The organism is Marinifilum flexuosum, assembly GCF_003610555.1.
In the GTDB taxonomy this organism is placed as follows: domain Bacteria; phylum Bacteroidota; class Bacteroidia; order Bacteroidales; family Marinifilaceae; genus Marinifilum; species Marinifilum flexuosum.
In genome coordinates this window covers 210,615-229,714 of the sequence record NZ_RAPQ01000012.1, presented here as the reverse complement: position 1 = coordinate 229,714, position 19,100 = coordinate 210,615, and the positions used below count along the sequence as shown (strand labels likewise).

At 35.5% G+C, this 19,100-nt stretch carries 15 protein-coding genes; 11 read left to right on the top strand and 4 right to left on the bottom strand.

All coding sequences use genetic code 11. The annotated features are described in order from the left end of the window. Positions 1-16 precede the first annotated feature (16 nt). Positions 17-3,814, bottom strand: coding sequence for a sensor histidine kinase (locus tag BXY64_RS19085; RefSeq protein ID WP_120241571.1), 3,798 nt, complete (start codon positions 3,812-3,814; stop codon positions 17-19). A 642-nt stretch (positions 3,815-4,456) separates the two neighbouring features. Then, a complete protein-coding gene (gene hydE / locus BXY64_RS19080) occupies positions 4,457-5,548 on the bottom strand; it encodes a [FeFe] hydrogenase H-cluster radical SAM maturase HydE (protein ID WP_120241570.1) in 1,092 nt (363 codons plus the stop codon). A gap of 273 nt (positions 5,549-5,821) precedes the next feature. Here hydE and BXY64_RS19075 point away from each other — a divergent pair, with 273 nt between their 5' ends. From BXY64_RS19075 to BXY64_RS19030, 11 genes are all read left to right on the top strand, one after another. Further along, positions 5,822-7,882 carry an acetate--CoA ligase family protein gene (locus BXY64_RS19075; protein WP_120241662.1) on the top strand — a complete coding sequence of 687 codons (2,061 nt, stop codon included), beginning with the start codon at positions 5,822-5,824 and terminating at the stop codon, positions 7,880-7,882. An 11-nt stretch (positions 7,883-7,893) separates the two neighbouring features. Next, positions 7,894-8,043: a hypothetical protein gene (locus BXY64_RS21405; RefSeq protein ID WP_170150710.1), complete on the top strand. Its 150-nt coding sequence runs from the start codon at positions 7,894-7,896 to the stop codon at positions 8,041-8,043. A 62-nt stretch (positions 8,044-8,105) separates the two neighbouring features. After that, the gene (locus tag BXY64_RS19070; RefSeq protein WP_120241569.1) at positions 8,106-8,798 is read left to right on the top strand and encodes an Mpv17/PMP22 family protein; all 693 of its coding nucleotides are present in this window, start codon (positions 8,106-8,108) and stop codon (positions 8,796-8,798) included. 51 nt (positions 8,799-8,849) lie between these two features. Continuing rightward, on the top strand, positions 8,850-9,371 hold the full coding sequence (locus BXY64_RS19065; protein ID WP_120241568.1) for a flavodoxin: 522 nt from the start codon (positions 8,850-8,852) through the stop codon (positions 9,369-9,371). Between the two features lie 288 nt (positions 9,372-9,659). Continuing rightward, positions 9,660-10,991, top strand: a complete 1,332-nt coding sequence (locus BXY64_RS19060) for an aminotransferase class I/II-fold pyridoxal phosphate-dependent enzyme (protein ID WP_120241567.1) — start codon at positions 9,660-9,662, stop codon at positions 10,989-10,991. 190 nt (positions 10,992-11,181) lie between these two features. After that, positions 11,182-11,409 (top strand): 4Fe-4S dicluster domain-containing protein, encoded by a 228-nt coding sequence (locus BXY64_RS19055; protein ID WP_054716272.1) that lies wholly within the window; start codon positions 11,182-11,184, stop codon positions 11,407-11,409. Positions 11,410-11,461: 52 nt separating this feature from the next. After that, positions 11,462-12,547, top strand: coding sequence for a 3-methyl-2-oxobutanoate dehydrogenase subunit VorB (locus BXY64_RS19050; RefSeq protein WP_120241566.1), 1,086 nt, complete (start codon positions 11,462-11,464; stop codon positions 12,545-12,547). A gap of 3 nt (positions 12,548-12,550) precedes the next feature. Beyond that, complete coding sequence (locus tag BXY64_RS19045; protein ID WP_120241565.1) at positions 12,551-13,324, top strand: thiamine pyrophosphate-dependent enzyme; 774 nt, start codon at positions 12,551-12,553, stop codon at positions 13,322-13,324. 35 nt (positions 13,325-13,359) lie between these two features. Further along, positions 13,360-13,911: a 2-oxoacid:acceptor oxidoreductase family protein gene (locus tag BXY64_RS19040; protein ID WP_120241564.1), complete on the top strand. Its 552-nt coding sequence runs from the start codon at positions 13,360-13,362 to the stop codon at positions 13,909-13,911. Between the two features lie 249 nt (positions 13,912-14,160). Beyond that, entirely contained in the window at positions 14,161-15,486 is a 1,326-nt protein-coding gene (locus tag BXY64_RS19035) for a M16 family metallopeptidase (RefSeq protein WP_245996709.1), read from the top strand. A 46-nt stretch (positions 15,487-15,532) separates the two neighbouring features. Next, positions 15,533-17,596, top strand: coding sequence for an insulinase family protein (locus BXY64_RS19030; protein WP_170150709.1), 2,064 nt, complete (start codon positions 15,533-15,535; stop codon positions 17,594-17,596). 309 nt (positions 17,597-17,905) lie between these two features. On the opposite strand, the gene nadD is transcribed toward BXY64_RS19030, so the two are convergent. Beyond that, a complete protein-coding gene (gene nadD / locus BXY64_RS19025; RefSeq protein WP_120241562.1) occupies positions 17,906-18,487 on the bottom strand; it encodes a nicotinate (nicotinamide) nucleotide adenylyltransferase in 582 nt (193 codons plus the stop codon). 1 nt (position 18,488) lies between these two features. Next, positions 18,489-19,055 carry a guanylate kinase gene (gene gmk / locus BXY64_RS19020; protein ID WP_120241561.1) on the bottom strand — a complete coding sequence of 189 codons (567 nt, stop codon included), beginning with the start codon at positions 19,053-19,055 and terminating at the stop codon, positions 18,489-18,491. Between the last annotated feature and the right edge of the window lie 45 nt (positions 19,056-19,100).

Sequence of the window (19,100 nt, the reverse complement as noted above, 5' to 3'; positions counted from 1 at the left end):
TGTCGGACATTTTCTTTTAGATGGCTTTTTCCAAATCAATATAAAAGTTCGCTCCTTTTCCAGGTTCACTTTCGCACCAAACTTTTCCTTTCATTGCTTCCACATATTTCTTTACAATGGATAAACCTAATCCGGTTGATTTTTCTCCTCCAGTAGGTCTTGAGCTTAATACTTGAAACTTACCAAATAATTTGCCTTGATCTTCGGCTGAAATACCTGGACCTTCGTCGCTAACCAAGGATCTGATTTTATCGCCTTCTTCCCAAATTTTAATGTGAATGTTCTTGTTGTTTGGTGAAAACTTAATGGCATTGGAAACCAAATTTTCATAAACTTGCGTCATGTAATTAGGATCTACCATTGCATATGTGTCATTCACATCAAGCTGCAGATTTAATTGTTTTTGTAGCAAATGATCTTTAAAATTCAAATTCACCATTTCAATCAACTTCTTTAAATTGGTTTTTTCGAGTTGAAGATTGATTGATTTTGACTCAATTACGCCTATGTCCAGAATCTTTGAAATCATTTGATTCATTCTTTGCAGCGCTTTTAGCATGAATGAAACATTTTCAAGATCCTCTGAGTTATTCTCAGAAGCCATCTTATCCTTAAAGTATTCGGTGATTGATATTGTTGAAGTCAGAGGATTCTTTAAATCATGAGCAATGATCCCAATAAGATGGTTCTTTTCATGGTTCAATTCTGTTAGTTCCGCATTCTTAATTTGTATTTCTTCTTTTTGTCTTCTGATATCCTTGTTGGCCTTTTGTAATGTTTTACTTTGAGCTTCAATCTTTCGATACGATTGTGCATTTTCCACTGCTATACTTGCATACACTGCAATGTTTTGTAATAAAGACAAATGATAGTTTTGGTAAGCATTGGTCTTGAAGCTTTGTACTGTAATTACCCCAATTGTTTTATTTTTCACCTTAAGCGGAAGGTAAATTACAGATTTTGGAGTTCCGGATTTCTCAATAGGAATAATTTTGGTGATGTATTTGCGATACTCTTTCTGTAAATCTTTAATGAATACATCTTTTTGTTCTTTATAGCAGTAAATTGCCAACCTGGTATCGTCTTCCATTGCGAATTCAACCGAGTCCAGATTTGTTCCATCTTCTTTAATTCTTGGGAACACCAAACTATTACTTTCTTTCTGATAGATTCCAATTCCAAAAATGGCTGCATCCATTAATTCATTTACCGATTCGTATACCGTATCAATGATACTTTCAACAGATAAATTGGCGGTAATTACCTTGCCAATATCATTTAAATGAATCAGGTTAATATAGGATTTCTGAAGGTTTTGAGCTTGTTCACTAATTTCATCTTTCTGTTCTGCGAGAACTTTGTTTTGAGCCTCGATTTCGAACTTTTGCTCACGAACTTCTTTTGTTTTTTCAGTAACTAATTTTTCAAGCTCGATTCTTTTCTGTTGAATATTCCGAATTCGTGCTCTCATAATCAGGTAAACTACAAGAGCTAAAACTAAAATCTCAAGAGTAATTGCCCACCATGTCTGATACCATGGAGGTCTAATTTTAAAATGATATTCATAAGGAGATGAAGTCCATTTTCCATCACTATTTGAAGCCATTATTTTAAAAGTGTATTCTCCGGGCGGAATTCTGGAGTAGATGGCTTCACTTTTATCACTTATTGGTGACCATTCCTGATCCAGGCCTTCCAATTTCCATTTGTATTTTACTTTCTCGGGTGCTTTATAGCTTAATGCCTCAAATTTAAAGGTGAGATGATGCATATCATGTGTTAGGTTGAGATCCTGTGGCAACGGGAACCAAGGGTTAACACCACACATGCATTTGCTGTACTTTTCATCTCTCCAATTTACTTTCCGGAAGAATAATTTAATGTCAGTTAATTGAATAATTGGCGGATTTGGGTTAATAACATCTTTGGTTGGGCTAAACATCATGGCGCCATTAATCGTTCCAAACCAAAGATTTCCCTTTTTGTCGATATAGTTACAAGAACCATTGTTCTCAACTCCTACAAAACCGTCAAATTTGTTGTAGTGCCTGATGTTTTCTACTGCACTGGTATCATTGTAGTTTATTTTATCGACACCACTTTGTGCACCAACCCAAATGGTTCCATTTCTATCGGTAAGGATGGAGTATGTAATGTCAGAACTCAAACCGTCCTCAGCGGTGATGTAGCTCCATTTGTTTCCATCCCATTTGTTAATTCCACCGCTAAAAGTAGCCGCCCAAATGTTACCATTGGTATCTTCAGTAACTTGCATCACCCACTTGTAATTTAAACCATTGGTTTCATCAAAGTTGATTACGGTATCTTTATCGAACATGCTTAATCCTTGGAAGTGAGAGAACCATGCACGACCTTTTGAATCTACGAAAACATTGGTGATTTGATCGGTTTTTAAACCATGACTTTCTGTTGTGATTTGAGTTCTAAGGCCAGCTTTATTATAGTGTATCACACCAAAACCTTGGGTCGTGAACCACATTTCTCCATCTTTTTCGAGAATATCTATAATGCCTGTTCCAACTGGCAATCCATAGCGTTGCGATACTTCTCGAAATCTTGAGCCATTAAATTCGATTAAACCATTGAAGCCAGCCATTAAAATATTACCATTGGGTAGCTCGTGAAAATCGCGAATGTTTAAAAGACCAGCATGGTCAGTGGGAGTATAGGATTTTCGTTCGTTTCGTTTGTACTGAACGATTCCTTTTCCTGATATGCTGAACCAATAATTGTTTTTAGAATCTTGCATAATTGCTCGAACAATATTGCCTCCAACATCATTGGTGAAATCGATGGATAGGAATTTATTATTGCCATACTTAATCAAACCATTCCCACTTGTGGTCATCCATATATTTCCTTCCCTGTCTTCAACAATGTTGTTGATAAATGGATTAATCAAACCACGACTTGCATCAATTATTTTGCTGTACTTTTCATCAATAAGCAAAACTCCAGTTCCAAAAACACTAATCCACAAACGATTATTGGAATCCAGTGTTACTGAGCCAATATTTTGAGGCGTAACATTGTTTGGAAGATCAATTTTTTGTGGTTTCCCATCAAGCATTTTATAGAAAACAAAGCCATAATTCGGAATGAAATTTGAAAACCACAATTGATTCTTGTCATCCATTAATGCAGGAACTACAACTTGCCCTTCAAATTCAGGAAGATCATTAAGTGGCGATCTAGAAAGGACTTCATCTTTAAATTCGAATAAACCATCAATGGTAATGATATAAATGGTTCCTTCATTATCCATGAGAATGGTTCTTATCTGTGTTCTGTTTAAAACATCTTTGTGCTCCTTTATAAAATCTTTAAACTGGCCTTTTTCCCGGTAAATGAGTTGTCTGTTGTTCTGATCATTTCCCATGGCCCAAATTCGACCTTTTTTATCTTCAAAAATGGCAAAATAAACCGCATTGGGAACATTATCATTTATCCCATAGTTTTTAAACGATACACCATTAAAACTACTGATGCCAATACTTGTGCCTATCCAAAGGTTTTCTTTGGAATCTTGATGTAATGCCCTGATGTTATTATCTGCCAAGCCATGACGGCGATCGTAAGAAATGAACTCCTTACCATTGAAGCGAGAAATGCCGCCACCATTGGTACCCAGCCATAAATTGCCTTTTTTATCTTGAATTAAACTAAAAACTTCCGATTGAGGTAATCCCTCCTCGAGGGAATAGTTTTGGAAGCTATACTGTTGCGCTTTGGAATGATGATTGGGGAGTAAAATCAAACAAAGAACCATGCAAAACACCACAAAATATCTCATAATACTCCTTTAAATGTAACTAAATCTGCTAATGCCATTTAAGGTACAATTTTTTTGAAGGAATTGAAAGTGTTAATACAGTGCTACAGCCTGGTTTTTTGTTATTTATCTGTTAAGGTTTTTATTCAGATTTGGCTAATATTTTGCCATATGAATTAGAAAGTAATGATTTCACTCATTGTCGCATGAAAATGGTCCTGGTAATTTTTTAGATACATTGCTTGAGTGGTAATGCCAATTTTGAAGACAAAATCATACATTAATCGAGTGGCAACGTCCATTTGGAAATTTTTAGAGGCATTAATCGAGTGGAAAGAGGCCTTTTGAATTTAAAAATCCACATTTCTCAAATGGAAACGTGGATTTGGAATTCAAAATCGTATTTTTTCTCAACGGCAACGTAGTTTTGGAATTAAAAAGTAGCTTTACCTTACTGTAAATGCAGTTTTTAAGTTCAAAATTCATTTTTTTCAACTGGCAACGCCCCTGTAAATTTAAAAAGGCGTTTTTCCACTCGATCAACGCAGCTTTTTAAATTCAAAATCAACATTGCCACTCGTGCAATGTGCCAGGGAAATTTCTATGGGTGTATTGAACGGCAATCAATGTGTATAGAATTTCTGGAATTGGAATTCTTATTAGCTAAACATTCTTCCTTCTGTTTGCATAGTGTCTTGAATCTCCCCATTCTCCGTAGCCAATTTCTCCATCGGCCATGTTGATTCTGGCTTCCATGCAGTTTGTACAGTCATCCGCACCTTCATCAATACAAGGCTTGTTCTGATAAAGCAAATAGTTGGCTCTTTCGTTGGTTGGAGTAATATTTGGCATGATTATGTTGGCACCAATTCTTAGGGCCTTTTCTCTCCCTAATGGATCAATTGCTTGCAGAGCTGTTGCCGATGCAATGTTGATGTCTTTCATTAAAATGCGCAAAACGGCAATCATTCTAAGAGTTAATCTGAATCTATCATTCAAACTCATTAACTGATCGCGATATTCATACAATGGCGTTTCATCATGCTCGATGAATGGTCCCATTCCTACCATATCGATGTCAAATTCTTTCATGAACAACAAGTCATTGGCCAAATCTTCATAAGTCTGAAATGGAATGCCAATCATTACACCAGTACCTGTCTGATAGCCGATGTTTTGTAAAGCTTTCAGACAACTTAATCTTGTTGCATGAGCATGATTGTCATTCTTGGGATGAATTTTCTCATACAATTCACGATTGCTCGATTCAATTCTTAGTAAGTATCGGTGAGCTCCTGCATCATACCAACGTTGGTAGGTTTCTTTGCTTTGTTCACCTAACGAGATGGTAATGCCAAGCTCGTTGTTGCTAAGTTTTTTAATTTCCTTTAGCAGATTTTCAATTCTGTCAACAAATTCCTTGTCCGATCTTTCACCAGACTGAAGAACCACCGAGCCATAGTTGTTATCGTAAGCAAATTTTGCAGCTTTTAGTATCTCTTCGTCAGCAATGTCGTATCGGTCAACATTTTTGTTTCCTGCTCTAATGCCACAGTACAAACAATCCTTTTTACAGATGTTTGAGAATTCAACCAATCCTCTGAAATGAACATTTTTTCCAATGTAATTAAGCTTAACTTCAGATGATTTGGCAAACAATGCCTTCTCATCTTCTCCGGTAGATTTTAATAATTGGATTATATTTTCTTTTGTTAATGAGTCTTGCTCCAGGATCTGTTGAATACTTTTTGACATTTGATTTTGTATCTGTTGTTTCTCCGACAAAAATACTTATAAAATTCTAGCTTTTTGTACCATTGGATGCAATTTGGAATAAAATACTCTTAAATCTGAATATGATGTTGTTCGAAAACGTTTGAGTGGAAATAAGATAGCTATGCTTCTAAATAACAATATTGATAAGCGAAAAACTGAATTTTACTTACGGATTGTTTGATAAATCAGCTCAATAGGAGCAGATTATTACTATATTTGTCGGAAAATCGCAAAATTATAAACAACGAAAAAATGATAAACGAACAATTACTTAACCCCCAAAGTATAGTTGTAGTTGGTGGTTCCGACGATGTGCAAAAGCCTGGAGGAAAGGTTTTAAAGAATCTTATTGATGGAGATTTTAAAGGAGACTTGTACGTAGCTAATCCTAAATTAGATGAAGTACAAGGTGTTAAATCATTTAAAGATCCTAAGGATCTGCCTAATGTAGATCTTGCGATTTTGGCAATTGCAGCTAAATTCTGTCCTTCTACCATTAAATTTTTAGCAGAAGAAAGAAATACACGTGCATTTATTATTTTATCGGCTGGTTTTAGCGAAGAAAATGAGGAGGGAGCTAAACTAGAACAAGAAATTGTTGATACAGTAAATTCTGTTGGTGGTTCATTAATTGGCCCTAACTGTGTTGGTGTATTAAACTCAAACTACAATGGTGTTTTCACCACTCCAATTCCATCTCTAGATCCTAAAGGTTGTGATTTTATTTCAGGATCTGGTGCAACTGCGGTATTCATTATGGAGTCTGGTGTTCCTAAGGGATTGTCATTCTCTAGCGTTTATTCGGTAGGAAACTCGGCACAAATGGGTGTTGAAGAAATTTTGAAATACATGGATGAAAGCTTCGATCCAGAAACAAGTTCGAAGGTAAAGCTTTTATACATCGAAAATATTGATAAGCCTGAAATGCTATTGAAGCATGCTTCATCTTTGATCCGTAAAGGATGTAAGATTGCTGCTATTAAATCGGGTAGTTCAGAAGCTGGTAGCCGTGCTGCTTCATCGCACACGGGTGCTTTGGCTAGTTCTGATGTTGCTGTTGATGCATTGTTCAAAAAAGCTGGTATCGTTCGTTGTAGCGGTCGTGAAGAGTTGGCAACTGTTGCATCAATTTTTATGCATCCTGAATTGCAAGGCAAGAATGTTGCTGTAATCACTCACGCTGGTGGCCCTGCAGTAATGTTGACTGATTCCCTTTCAAATAATGGTTTGGATGTTCCTCATATCGAAGGTCCTAAGGCTGATGCTTTATTAGAGAAACTATATCCAGGTTCTTCTGTTGCAAATCCAATTGATTTCTTGGCAACTGGTACTGCTCAACAATTGGGTGATATCATTGATGCTTGTGAAAATGATTTTGATAACATCGATGCAATGGCTGTGATTTTCGGTAGCCCTGGATTATTCCCAGTATACGATGTATACGATCTTTTACACGAGAAAATGAAAGAGTGTAAGAAGCCAATCTATCCAATTCTTCCATCGGTAATTAATGTGAAAGATGAGATTGAGCACTTCCTGGCTAAAGGTAGAATTAACTTCCCTGATGAGGTTGTATTTGGTAACGCATTGGCTAAGGTGTACAATACACCAAAACCACAACCAGAAGAGATTGCTCTACCAGATGTTGATGTAGCAGGAATTCGTAAGATTGTTGACGAGGCTGATAACGGATATTTAAGCCCGGAACAAATTCACAACTTGTTAGACGCTGCTGGAATTGCACGTGCACAAGAAGGTGTTGCTGATACTGAAGAAGAAATCGTTGCTTTGGCTAAGAAAATAGGCTTCCCATTGGTGATGAAAGTTGTTGGGCCAGTTCACAAATCAGATGTGGGTGGTGTAACCTTGAATGTGAAAGATGAAGAAACTGTTCGTTCTGAATTCAAGAGAATGATGCAGATTAAAGATACATATGCTGTAATGTTGGCTCAAATGCTTAGCGGTACTGAGGTATTCATTGGTGCGAAGCGTGAAGAAAAATTTGGTCACATGGTATTGTGTGGTTTGGGAGGTATCTTTATCGAGGTATTAAAAGATGTAAAAGCATCTCTTGCTCCAATTTCAACTGAGGAAGCTCATGAAATGATTCAAGGATTGAATTCTTACGGAATTATCAAAGGTGTAAGAGGCCAGGAACCAGTAAATGAAAAACGTTTTGCTGAAGCGGTAACTCGTGTAGCAGCATTAATGAAAGTTGCTCCAGAAATCTTTGAAATGGACTTGAATCCACTATTGGGTAATAAGGATGCGGTTACAGCTGTTGATGCTCGTATCAGAATAGAAAAAGAATAAAACGATTTGCGATGAGAAAGTGGAAAGATCTGAATAAGAATGAAAAAATGTTGATCAGTTTTGTGATTATCCTTTTAATTGGGATAGCGATAAAATGGAAAGAAGTAAAAACTGGATTCTTTCAAGGTCTGGACAACTATACAGAGCAATCAGAAAAGTAAATACAATAGCATGGGAGTATTCTCATGCTATTTGTGTTCAATAAACAAATAACTATTAGACAATGAAAAAGCAGGATATTATCTTTTGGCTAGGATTCGTACTGTTGTTCTTGCCATTTTTTGTATCTCAAACTGTTTTCGATTTTTATATCGATTTTAATAAGGAACATGGTATGATAACCAGTTTCATTAAGTTTGCAATTTTGGCAACAATTGGTGAAGTAATCGGTTTACGTATTCGAACAGGAAATTATTATCAGAAAGGTTTTGGTGTAATTCCAAGAGCAATCGTATGGGGATTTTTAGGCTTAACCATTAAGCTTGCATTTGTAATTTTTGCAACTGGTACTCCAATTTTCTTATCATACTTGGGAGTAGAGGGGGCCGTGGAAGCGATGAATCAACCATTTTCAGGAACTAAATTGTTGGTAGCATTCAGTATTAGTGCATTTATGAATTTGATTTATGCGCCTGTAATGATGACCCTACATAAGATTACCGATACTCACATTGTTGATAATGGAGGTACTGTAGTTGGTTTACTTCGTCCAATAAAGTTTTCAAATATTTTCGTGAGTTTAAACTGGGATGTTCAGTGGAACTTTGTATTTAAAAAGACAATTCCATTTTTTTGGATTCCAGCCCATACAATTACCTTTTTATTGCCACCAGATTTTCAAGTATTATTTGCGGCGGTTTTAGGTATTGTACTAGGCGTATTGCTTGCTATTGCGAGTTTGAAAAGTGCCAAATAGTTTTAACTTTGTAGAAGAAACAAGAAACACACTAACATAAAATATTGTCCTATGAGTAAAATTGGATTGTTTTACGGACCTGAAGGCGGAAATGTGGATAAGGTCGCTAAAATTGTAGCTGAGAAGATAACTACTAAAAAAGTTGAAGTTCATTTGGTTAAAGAAACCGACGCTGAAAAATTGACGGAGTATTCAAATATTATCATGGGAATTTCAACACTTGGAAAACATACATGGTCATCTGATAATTCTGGAAATGATTGGGACGATTTTTTGCCAAAGCTGAATGGTTTAGATCTAAAAGGTAAAAAAATTGCTCTTTTTGGTTTAGGAGATCATATTGCTTACGCAGATTTCTTTGTTGATTCAATGGGAGATTTGGCAGAGGCAATTAAACCTACAGGAGCCGAAATGATTGGTCAGGTTAGTAATGAAGGCTATGAGTTTAACGAGTCGAGAGCATTTGTTGATGGCAAATTTGTTGGCCTGCCATTGGATGAAGACTTTGAGTCAGACCTTACCGAAGAAAGGGTAGAGAAATGGTTAGAAGTTATTCTTCCTGAATTTGAATAATATTTTATCGAGTATAAAAAATAAAAGAGGCTGACGGTATTCCGATCAGCCTCTTTTAATTTGTAAGATAACGAAGCTTTAATGTGACGAATTGAAACATTTAAAACGATTACTTTGTTTAGATTGCAATCAAATAAGAGTTTGATGTTTTAATTTGTTATTAAAATTCGTAAAATTGCATAAAATTAGTAAGGTGAGTAATAGTGATGCTTAAGCATTGAAAGATTTTGAGATGGATAAGCGAAAAATCTCACCAGCTATTAACCTTTACCACAAAAATAAAGTGAGATGAAAAACACCCCCATAAATAAAGAAGTTGTTGATAAACAATTAGCGTATTGCGGAATTAGTGATATGGCTGATGCAACAATTCGTGATATTGTTCGTGTTGTAAATTTAATTCAGGAGGAAAGTGGAGAGAAGTTCATTAGAATGGAGATGGGAGTTCCTGGATTAAAACCTGCAAAAGTGGGGATTGAAGCAGAGAAAAAAGCTTTAGAGGAAGGAGCTGCTTCGGCATATCCAATGTTAGAAGGTGTTAAAGCTTTAAAAGAAGAAGGTTCTCATTTCGTAAAGAATTTCATGAACATCGATGTCAAAGCTGATGGTATTGTTCCAACTGTTGGTTCAATGCAGGGTGGATATGCAGCTTTTATGGCTATAGGAAATTGTGATCCTAAAAAAGATACAATATTGTTTATCGATCCAGGTTTTCCAGTACAGAAAACACAGTTGGAGGTAATGGGACAGAAATATGAATCATTCGATGTTTACAATTACAGAGGAGAAAAGATAAGAGAAAAATTAGAAGAATTTCTTTCGAAAGGCAATATCGCTGGAATGATTTATTCAAATCCTAACAATCCGGCATGGATTTGCTTTAATGAAGAAGAACTTAAAATTATTGGTGAGCTAGCCAATAAATACGATACGATCGTGATGGAAGACTTGGCATATTTTGCCATGGATTTCCGTTCGGATTTAGGTAAGCCAGGTGTGGCTCCTTATCAGCCAAGTGTTGCAAATTATACCGATAACTATGTGTTGATGATTTCGAGCTCAAAAGCGTTTAGTTATGCTGGGCAGCGTATTGGTTTGCTTTGTATTTCAGATAAACTATATAGCCGTAAGTTCGAAAATCTTGAGAAAAGATTTGGTGGAACTGGTGAATTGGGATATACAATCATCTATAGAATTATTTATACTTTATCATCTGGAACTTCTCACTCGGCACAATATGCATTGTGTGCGATGTTGAAGGCTGCAAATGAAGGAAGTTTTGATTTTATCAATGATGTGAAAGAGTATGGCAAAAGAGCTCAAATCATGAAAAAGATGTTCCTAGAAAATGGTTTCGAGTTGGTTTATGATACTGATGTGAATGTACCACTTGCTGACGGATTCTATTTTACGGTTTCATATCCTGGAATGACAGGTGCTGAGCTAAATAAAGAGTTATTGTATTATGGAATTTCAGCAATTTGTTTGAATGAAACTGGTAGCTTGAAAGAAGGACTAAGAGCATGTGTTTCTCAAATTTCTCGTGATCAATTCAAGGATCTTGAATTCAGATTAAAAGAGTTTGAAAAACATCATCAATTAGAAAGTAAATTAAGCTAAAAAAGATATAATGTTTTAATCCTTAGTGGATTATATTATTTAGACTGATTGTAAATTCTGGTGTTTAGGTGTAAGGAATTGAAATTCAGTTGATTTAATGAGATGATAAATTGAAAGCTGAATCGTTAAGATTGCTTTTAATTTGTTACCTTTAGAGTGTAAAAACATTTAATTTTTAATTATAAATGCTATGGCAAAATTTAAAGGTGCTATTGTAGTTGATACCGAAAAATGTAAAGGATGTGGACTTTGTGTAGTGTCTTGTCCTACAGCGGTTATCGAACTGGCAAGAGGAGTAAATGGTAAAGGTTATCATTATGCTCATATGGCCAATCCAGATGCTTGTATTGGTTGTTCAAGCTGTGGCTTGGTTTGTCCTGATACTGTAATTACAGTTTACAGAGCCAAGGCTAGCTAGTACAATAAGTACTTATTACTAAAATCTGAAAAATTTATAAAAAATATTCGTAATGGGAGACGTTCGTTTAATGAAAGGAAATGAGGTAATTGCGGAAGCAGCGATTCGCTGTGGTTGCGATGGATATTTCGGATATCCAATTACTCCTCAATCCGAAATTATGGAGACCCTAATGATCCGCAGACCAGAGAATGAAACTGGCATGGTGGTTCTACAAGCTGAGAGTGAGGTTGCTGCTATTAATATGGTTTATGGTGGTGCTTCTTGCGGTAAGAAAGTAATGACTTCTTCATCTAGTCCAGGGATTAGCTTGAAAGCTGAAGGTATTACTTATTTAGCGGGAGCTGAACTTCCTGCATTAATTGTAAATATTGTACGAGGAGGCCCAGGTTTGGGAACCATTCAGCCTGCGCAGTCTGATTATTTCCAAGCTGTAAAAGGTGGTGGTCATGGTGATTATAAATTAATCGTTTTGGCACCAGCATCAGTTCAGGAAATGAACGATTTTGTTGACCTAGGGTTTGAGCTTTCATTTAAATACTTAAATCCAGCAATGATTCTATCTGATGGTGTTATCGGTCAGATGATGGAAAAGGTAGAATTATCTGATTACAAACCACGTTGGACTGATGAGGAAATTGAAAAGATTTCAGGATCATGGGCAACTAACGGTAAGAAAGCTGGTAGCGAACGTAATATTTCAACTTCTTTGGATTTGGATTCTGCAAAGCAAGAAGTGTTCAATCACAAACTTCAAGCTAAATACAGAGCAATGGAAGAGAACGATGTTCGTTTCGAAAAAATTGCTTGTGACGATGCAGATTACTTATTCGTAGCTTATGGTTCAAGTGCAAGAATTTGCCAGAAATCAGTTGAGCTTGCAAGAGAAAAAGGTATTAAAGTTGGTTTGTTACGTCCAATAACTCTATTCCCTTATCCAACAAAACAAATTCAAGAAATGTTGGGACAGGTTAAGGGTATCCTATCTGTAGAAATGAGTGCTGGTCAAATGGTTGAAGATGTTAGACTAGCAGTTGAAGGTAAAGTTCCTGTAGAACACTTCGGACGCTATGGTGGAATTATTCCAACACCAGAAGAAGTTGTGGAAGCATTGGAAGAAAAAATTTTAGGAAAATAAGTTATGACAGCAACAACTGAAATCAATAATATTATTAGCAAAGAGAACTTGGTTTACAAGAAAACCGATGTTCTTTTAGATAACGAAATGCACTATTGCCCTGGCTGTACACATGGTGTAATTCACAAGGTAATTGCTGAGGTTATCGAAGAAATGGATATTCAGGATAAGACAATTGGTGTTTCACCAGTAGGTTGTTCTGTATTAGCCTATAATTATTTAGATATTGACTGGCAACAAGCAGCTCACGGTCGTGCTCCTGCACTAGCTACAGCTACATCTCGTTTAATGCCAGATAAATATGTATTCACTTATCAAGGAGATGGTGATTTGGCATCTATTGGATGTGCTGAGATCATGCATGCTTGTAACCGTGGAGAAAATATTGTAGTTGTATTCGTAAATAATGCTATTTACGGTATGACAGGTGGTCAAATGGCACCAACAACTTTGGAAGGTCAGGTAACTGCAACATCTCCTTACGGACGTGATTGTGCAACAACAGGATTTCCAATGAAAATGAGTGAAATGGTTAGCTTGTTACCAGGTACACGCTTTGTAACTCGTCAATCAGCTGAAACTGCAGGTGCAGTAAGAAAGTTGAAAAAAGCTATTCGCAAAGGGTTTGAAAATACTAGAGAGAAAAAAGGTCTTTCTTTCATCGAAATTGTAGGAACTTGTTCTTCAGGTTGGAAATTATCTCCAACTCAATCTAATGAGTGGATGAAAGAAAATATGTTCCCTTATTATCCATTGGGTACATTAAAAGATGAATAGAACTCCATTTTAAATCAATAAAAACTGTAAAAAAAATGACAGAAGAAATTATCATTGCAGGATTTGGTGGTCAAGGTGTACTTTCAATGGGTAAAATCTTAGCTTACTCAGGTATTATGCAAGATCAGGAAGTATCATGGATGCCATCATATGGTCCTGAGATGCGTGGAGGTACTGCTAACGTGACAGTAATCTTAAGTGATGACAGAATTAGTTCACCTGTTTTGAAGAAGTTTGATACTGCGATCATTCTTAATCAACAATCGATGGATAAGTTCGAAGCTGATATTAAACCAGGAGGAACTTTACTATATGATCCAAACGGTATTACTCGTCATCCAGAGAGAAAAGACATTAATATTTTTAAGATTCCTGGAGCTGCTTTGGCTGCTGAAATGGGTAATCCTAAAACTTTTAACATGATTATTTTAGGAGGTTTCTTAAATGTGAAACCTATCGTTAAAGTTGAAAATGTTAAGAAAGGTTTGGAAAAATCTTTACCAGAACGTCACCATAAATTAATTCCATTAAATATTGAAGCAATTCAGAAAGGAATTGATAGTGTTGAAAATGTTCAAGTGCTGTAATCACAACAGACATAACATACATACAATAAGTAAAGAGGAGTTCATTGGAGCTCCTCTTTTTTATACGGTATAATTAACAAGTTTTAACTGTTTTGTTCAGTCAGAGAGGTTTAACAGTTTAATACATCGTTTTATCGAGTTAAATTTGAGTTTATCCAAAAAAATTGAAATTGGCGATATAATCATCTAATATTGTTTAGCAGTTTTAGATTCGAATTGAATCCAATTAATAATGTAAAACAATATAAAATGATGATGAAAAAGCTTCTACTACTTTCATTGCTAGTTGTATTCGGACTGGCAAGTGGCTTTTCCCAAAATGGAAAAATTGAGTTCGAAGAGTATGATTTAAACAATGGCTTGCATGTTATTTTGCAGCAAGATCATACTACACCAAACATTGTAGTTTCTGTAATGTACCATGTTGGTTCTAAGAATGAGAGTCCTGAACTTACTGGTTTTGCACACTTCTTTGAACATCTAATGTTTGAAGGAACCAAGAACATTCCTCGTCACCAATATGACAAGTATGTGTCAAGAGCAGGTGGTGAGTTGAATGCAAATACTTCTACAGACAGAACTTATTACTTTGAAATGCTTCCATCAAACCAATTGGCATTAGGCTTATGGTTAGAGTCGGAAAGAATGTTACATGCAAAAGTTGAAGAAATTGGCATTAAAACTCAAAAAGGAGTTGTAATTCAGGAGAAGAAGCAGCGATACGATAATCCTCCTTATGGTACAATCCTGCCTCAAACAATGGCTCATGCTTATGAAAAGCATCCATATCGTTGGACTCCAATTGGAGATGAAGAACATATCCGTAATGCAAAGGATGAGGATTTTATGAATTTTTACAAAGAATTTTATGTGCCGAATAATGCTGTATTGACTATCTGTGGTGATTTTGACAAAGCGGAAGCGAAAAAATTAATAAACGATTATTTCGCTGAAATCCCAAAAGGAACTAAAGAGATTTATCGTCCAAATATTCTGGAGCCTAAAAAGACAACTGAGGTTAGAGATACAGTATTTGATAATATTCAATTGCCAGCAGTTATTCAAGCTTATCATATTCCAGCTGTAGGAACTCCTGATTTTTATGCTGTTGATATGTTATCCAAATTGATGACTGATGGAAAAAGTTCTCGTCTTTACAAAGAATTGGTTGATAACCAACAAAAAGCAATTCAGTTGATGGCTTTCCCAATGCCTTATGAAGATCCAGGTTTGACTCTTGCTTTTGGTATTCCAAACATGGGTGTAGATCCTAAAGCTTTAGAGGATGAAATGGACAAACAGTTTTCTGTGGTAAGAGACGAATTGATTTCTGATAGAGAATTTCAGAAACTAAGAAATAAAATTGAGAACGAGCTTGTAAGTTCGAACGCAACGATTGCTGATCGTGCAGAAAACCTTGCTACTGCTTATACTTACTTTAAAGATACTGAAAGAGTAAATAAGGAGCTTGAAAAATACTTTGCTGTAACAAAAGAAGATATTAGAAATGTTGCCCAAAAGTATTTCGTTCCAGAGAACAGAGTTGTTTTGTATTACTTACCAAAGCAGAAATAATATTGAAGTTCTTAATTGAAATTTCCAGAATAGAAAATATATGAAAATGAAAAACTTATATAGATTTTTTGCACTTGCTGTTGTTGTTTGTTTCGTATTTACAGCTAGTGCTCAGGTTGATCGAACAAAAGCTCCTAAAGCTGGTCCGGCTCCAAAAGTACAGTTAGGTGATTACGAGAGTTTTACCCTTAAAAATGGAATGAAGGTTTTAGTGGTTGAAAACCATAAGTTACCTCAAGTTGGTTTTGCAATCTCTTTGTTAAATGATCCTATTGTTGAAGGCGACAAAGCTGGTTATTTGTCGATTATGGGACAATTACTTGATCGTGGTACAGCAACAAGATCTTCAAAGCAAATTGCTGATGAAATCGATTTTATCGGTGCTGAATTGGGTGTTTCTTCATCAGGAATTGATGCTGGAGGTTTGTCAAGATATAAGGAACAAATTCTTGAACTGATGGCCGATGTGTTGTTGAATCCAACTTTCCCACAAGAAGAATTTGATAAAATTGTAAAGCAAACTTTATCAGGTTTGGAAGCAAATAAAACAGATCCTAAGTCAATGGCAGGTAATATGAGAAGCAAAGTATTGTATCCTGCAAATCATCCTTACGGAGATGTTGTAACTGAAGAAACTGTTAAGAGTATTACCATAGAAGATTGTAAGAAGTACTATGAAGCCTATTTTAAGCCAAATAAGGCATTAATGGCAATTGTTGGTGATATTACTACCAAAGAGGCTAAAAAGTTGGTTAAAAAGTATTTTGGAGAGTGGGAAGCTGCTGTTGTTCCAAATCATTCTTATGAAATGCCTGCAAAAATTGAAAGTAAGCGTGTAGTATTGGCGAATAAAGATGCTGCTCCTCAGTCTTTGGTGAGAATCTACAACACATTTGAATTGAAGAAAGGTAATCCTGATGTAATTCCAGCATCAGTTATGAATGCAATGTTAGGTCGTGGTTTTTCTGGATTATTAACCAAAAATTTGCGTGAAGATAAAGCATATACTTATGGTGCAGGCTCTAGATTATATTCAGATAAATTGGTTGGTGGTTTTTACACTAGCTCAGAAGTTAAAGCTGAAGTAACTGATAGTGCATTAATGGAAATGGTTGTTGAGATGAATCGAATCCGAGATACGAAGTTGACACAAGATCATTTAAACATGACCAAAGCAACTATGGCTGGTGACTTTGCAAGATCTCTTGAAGATCCAGGTACTATTGCCAGATTTGCAATGGCTATAGAACGTTATAACTTGCCATCCGATTATTATGCAACTTACCTTGAAAAATTGGATAAAGTTAGTTTGGAAGATATTCAGGCAATGGCTAAAAAGTATGTAGATCCTAATCATGCGGTTTACTTGGTTGTTGGTGATAAGAAATACAAAAAGCAATTGGCAAAATTAGATTCTGATGGTGAAGTTGAAGAATTTGACTACAAAGGTGATATTGTAAAAGAAGATCTTAATGCAATTCCAGAAGGTTTAACATGCAAATCAGTAATTGATAATTATGTTGCTGCAATTGGAGGTCGTGATAAATGGGAAGCTGTAAAAGATATCAGCATTAAAGGTGAAATGAAAATGGGCCCAATGAGCATTAATGTTGAGACAGCACAGAAAAATAATAAGAAATTCTGTATGAAAATGACCATGAATGGACAGGTAATGCAGGCAATGTATTACAATGGAACTGCTGGTAGAGTAGTTGCACAAGGACAGGAAATGGTAGCAAATGAAGCACAATTGGCAGGATTTAAACAACAAGCACAAATGTGCCCTGAACTTTCTATGGAAAAGCTAGGTTATGAGATGAAGCTAGTTGGTACTGAAAAAGTTGATGGTAAAAAAGCTTATAAGGTTGAAATTAAAGATCCGCAAGGAAATTCAAGATTTGATTTCTTTAATGCAAATACAGGATTAAAAGTTAAGACCGTTGCTCAGCAACAAGGTATGAGCATGATCATGTTATACAAGGATTACAAAGAAGTTGATGGTGTGAAATATCCATTCCAAACCATTACCAAAATGGGACCACAGGAAATGCCTCTAACCATTAAAGAATTGCTTGTAAACAAAGGTGTAGATGATGCAATTTTTAACTAATAGAATTAGAAAATATATGAAGAGAGGCTACAATTGTAGCCTCTTTTTTTGTTTAAAGACTTTTGGAATAAGGGTTTAAGGTGATGTGAAATTTATTTAGAATCAAATTTTAGGAAAATAATTTAAATTTCCTTTGTAGATTAAAAATAATATCTACCTTTGCACTCCGATTCGGGAGTGTAGTGGTTAGGCACGTTGAACGAATCAACATTTCAATATGAATTGTATAAGGTTTTAGGGTTAAAGTTTCGTATTGGAAATCATTTTGGGTTAGAAAAAGGCAGGTGGGGACCTGCCTTTTTGTTTTTATTACTTTTCGTAGAAGTGCATCTCTTTTATGTAGTTGTAAGCCGCCTCTGGTATGAAATAGGGAATGTCTTTCTTTTCTTTAATTGCCTCCCTAATAAAGCTCGATGATATTTCCATAAGTGGTGCATTTACCAAATGAACAGTACCATTCAGCTCAACTTCTTTATCCTTAAAGCCCGGTCTTGGGTAAACATACAAATCATGCTTCTGCAGAATTAATTCGTAGTTTTTCCACTTTTCGAAATTTTTCAGATTATCTGAACCCATAATTAAAGAAAACTCATATTCGGAATATTTCTCTTTTAAATAAGTTAGGGTATCAATTGTATAGGAAGGTTTAGGTAAACCAAACTCAATATTCGAGGCTTTTAATTTAGAGTATGCTTCAATTGATCGATTTACCAACTCTAACCTGTGATAATCGCTAAGTAAGCTTGATTTTTGCTTAAATGGGTTTTGTGGACTTACTACAAACCAAATTTGATCCAAATCGGAGTATTCAGCCATATAATTTGCAATGGCCAAATGTCCAATATGAATTGGATTGAATGATCCAAAATATAATCCAATTTTAAGCTTCATATTATTTTTTAATGAATTCGCTTAAAGTGTTTTCAGCTTCTTGAAAAGCATCCTCAAGCTTGTCGTTAATAATCACCTTATCAAACTGATCTGCAAATCCCAATTCAAACTGGAATTTTTTCATTCTTTCAGCAATCACTTCTTCACTATCGGTATTTCTTCCTCTTAATCTTTTTTCTAACTCTTCAATTGAAGGTGGTTGAATAAAAACAGCCAAAGCATCATCTTTATAGTATTTTTTGATGTTTACACCACCAACAACATCAACATCAAAAATAACATTGTTGCCTTTATTTCTAATACGATCAATCTCACTTTTTAGAGTGCCGTAAAAACATCCTTCGTACACTTCTTCCCACTCCAAAAACTCATCATTTTCAATTTTTTGTTTGAATTCCTCTGTGCTTAAGAAGTAATAATCTTTTCCATGTACTTCTTTTCCTCTGCTGGCACGACTGGTTGCTGAAACAGAAAATTCAAGTTTAAAATCCTGTCCAAGTAAATGACGAACAATAGTTGTTTTACCTGAACCACTTGGAGCTGAAAAAATGAATAATTTTCCTGACATATTTAATTTGTATGTAGTTTTAAAATTATAAAAAAGCGCAGAGTT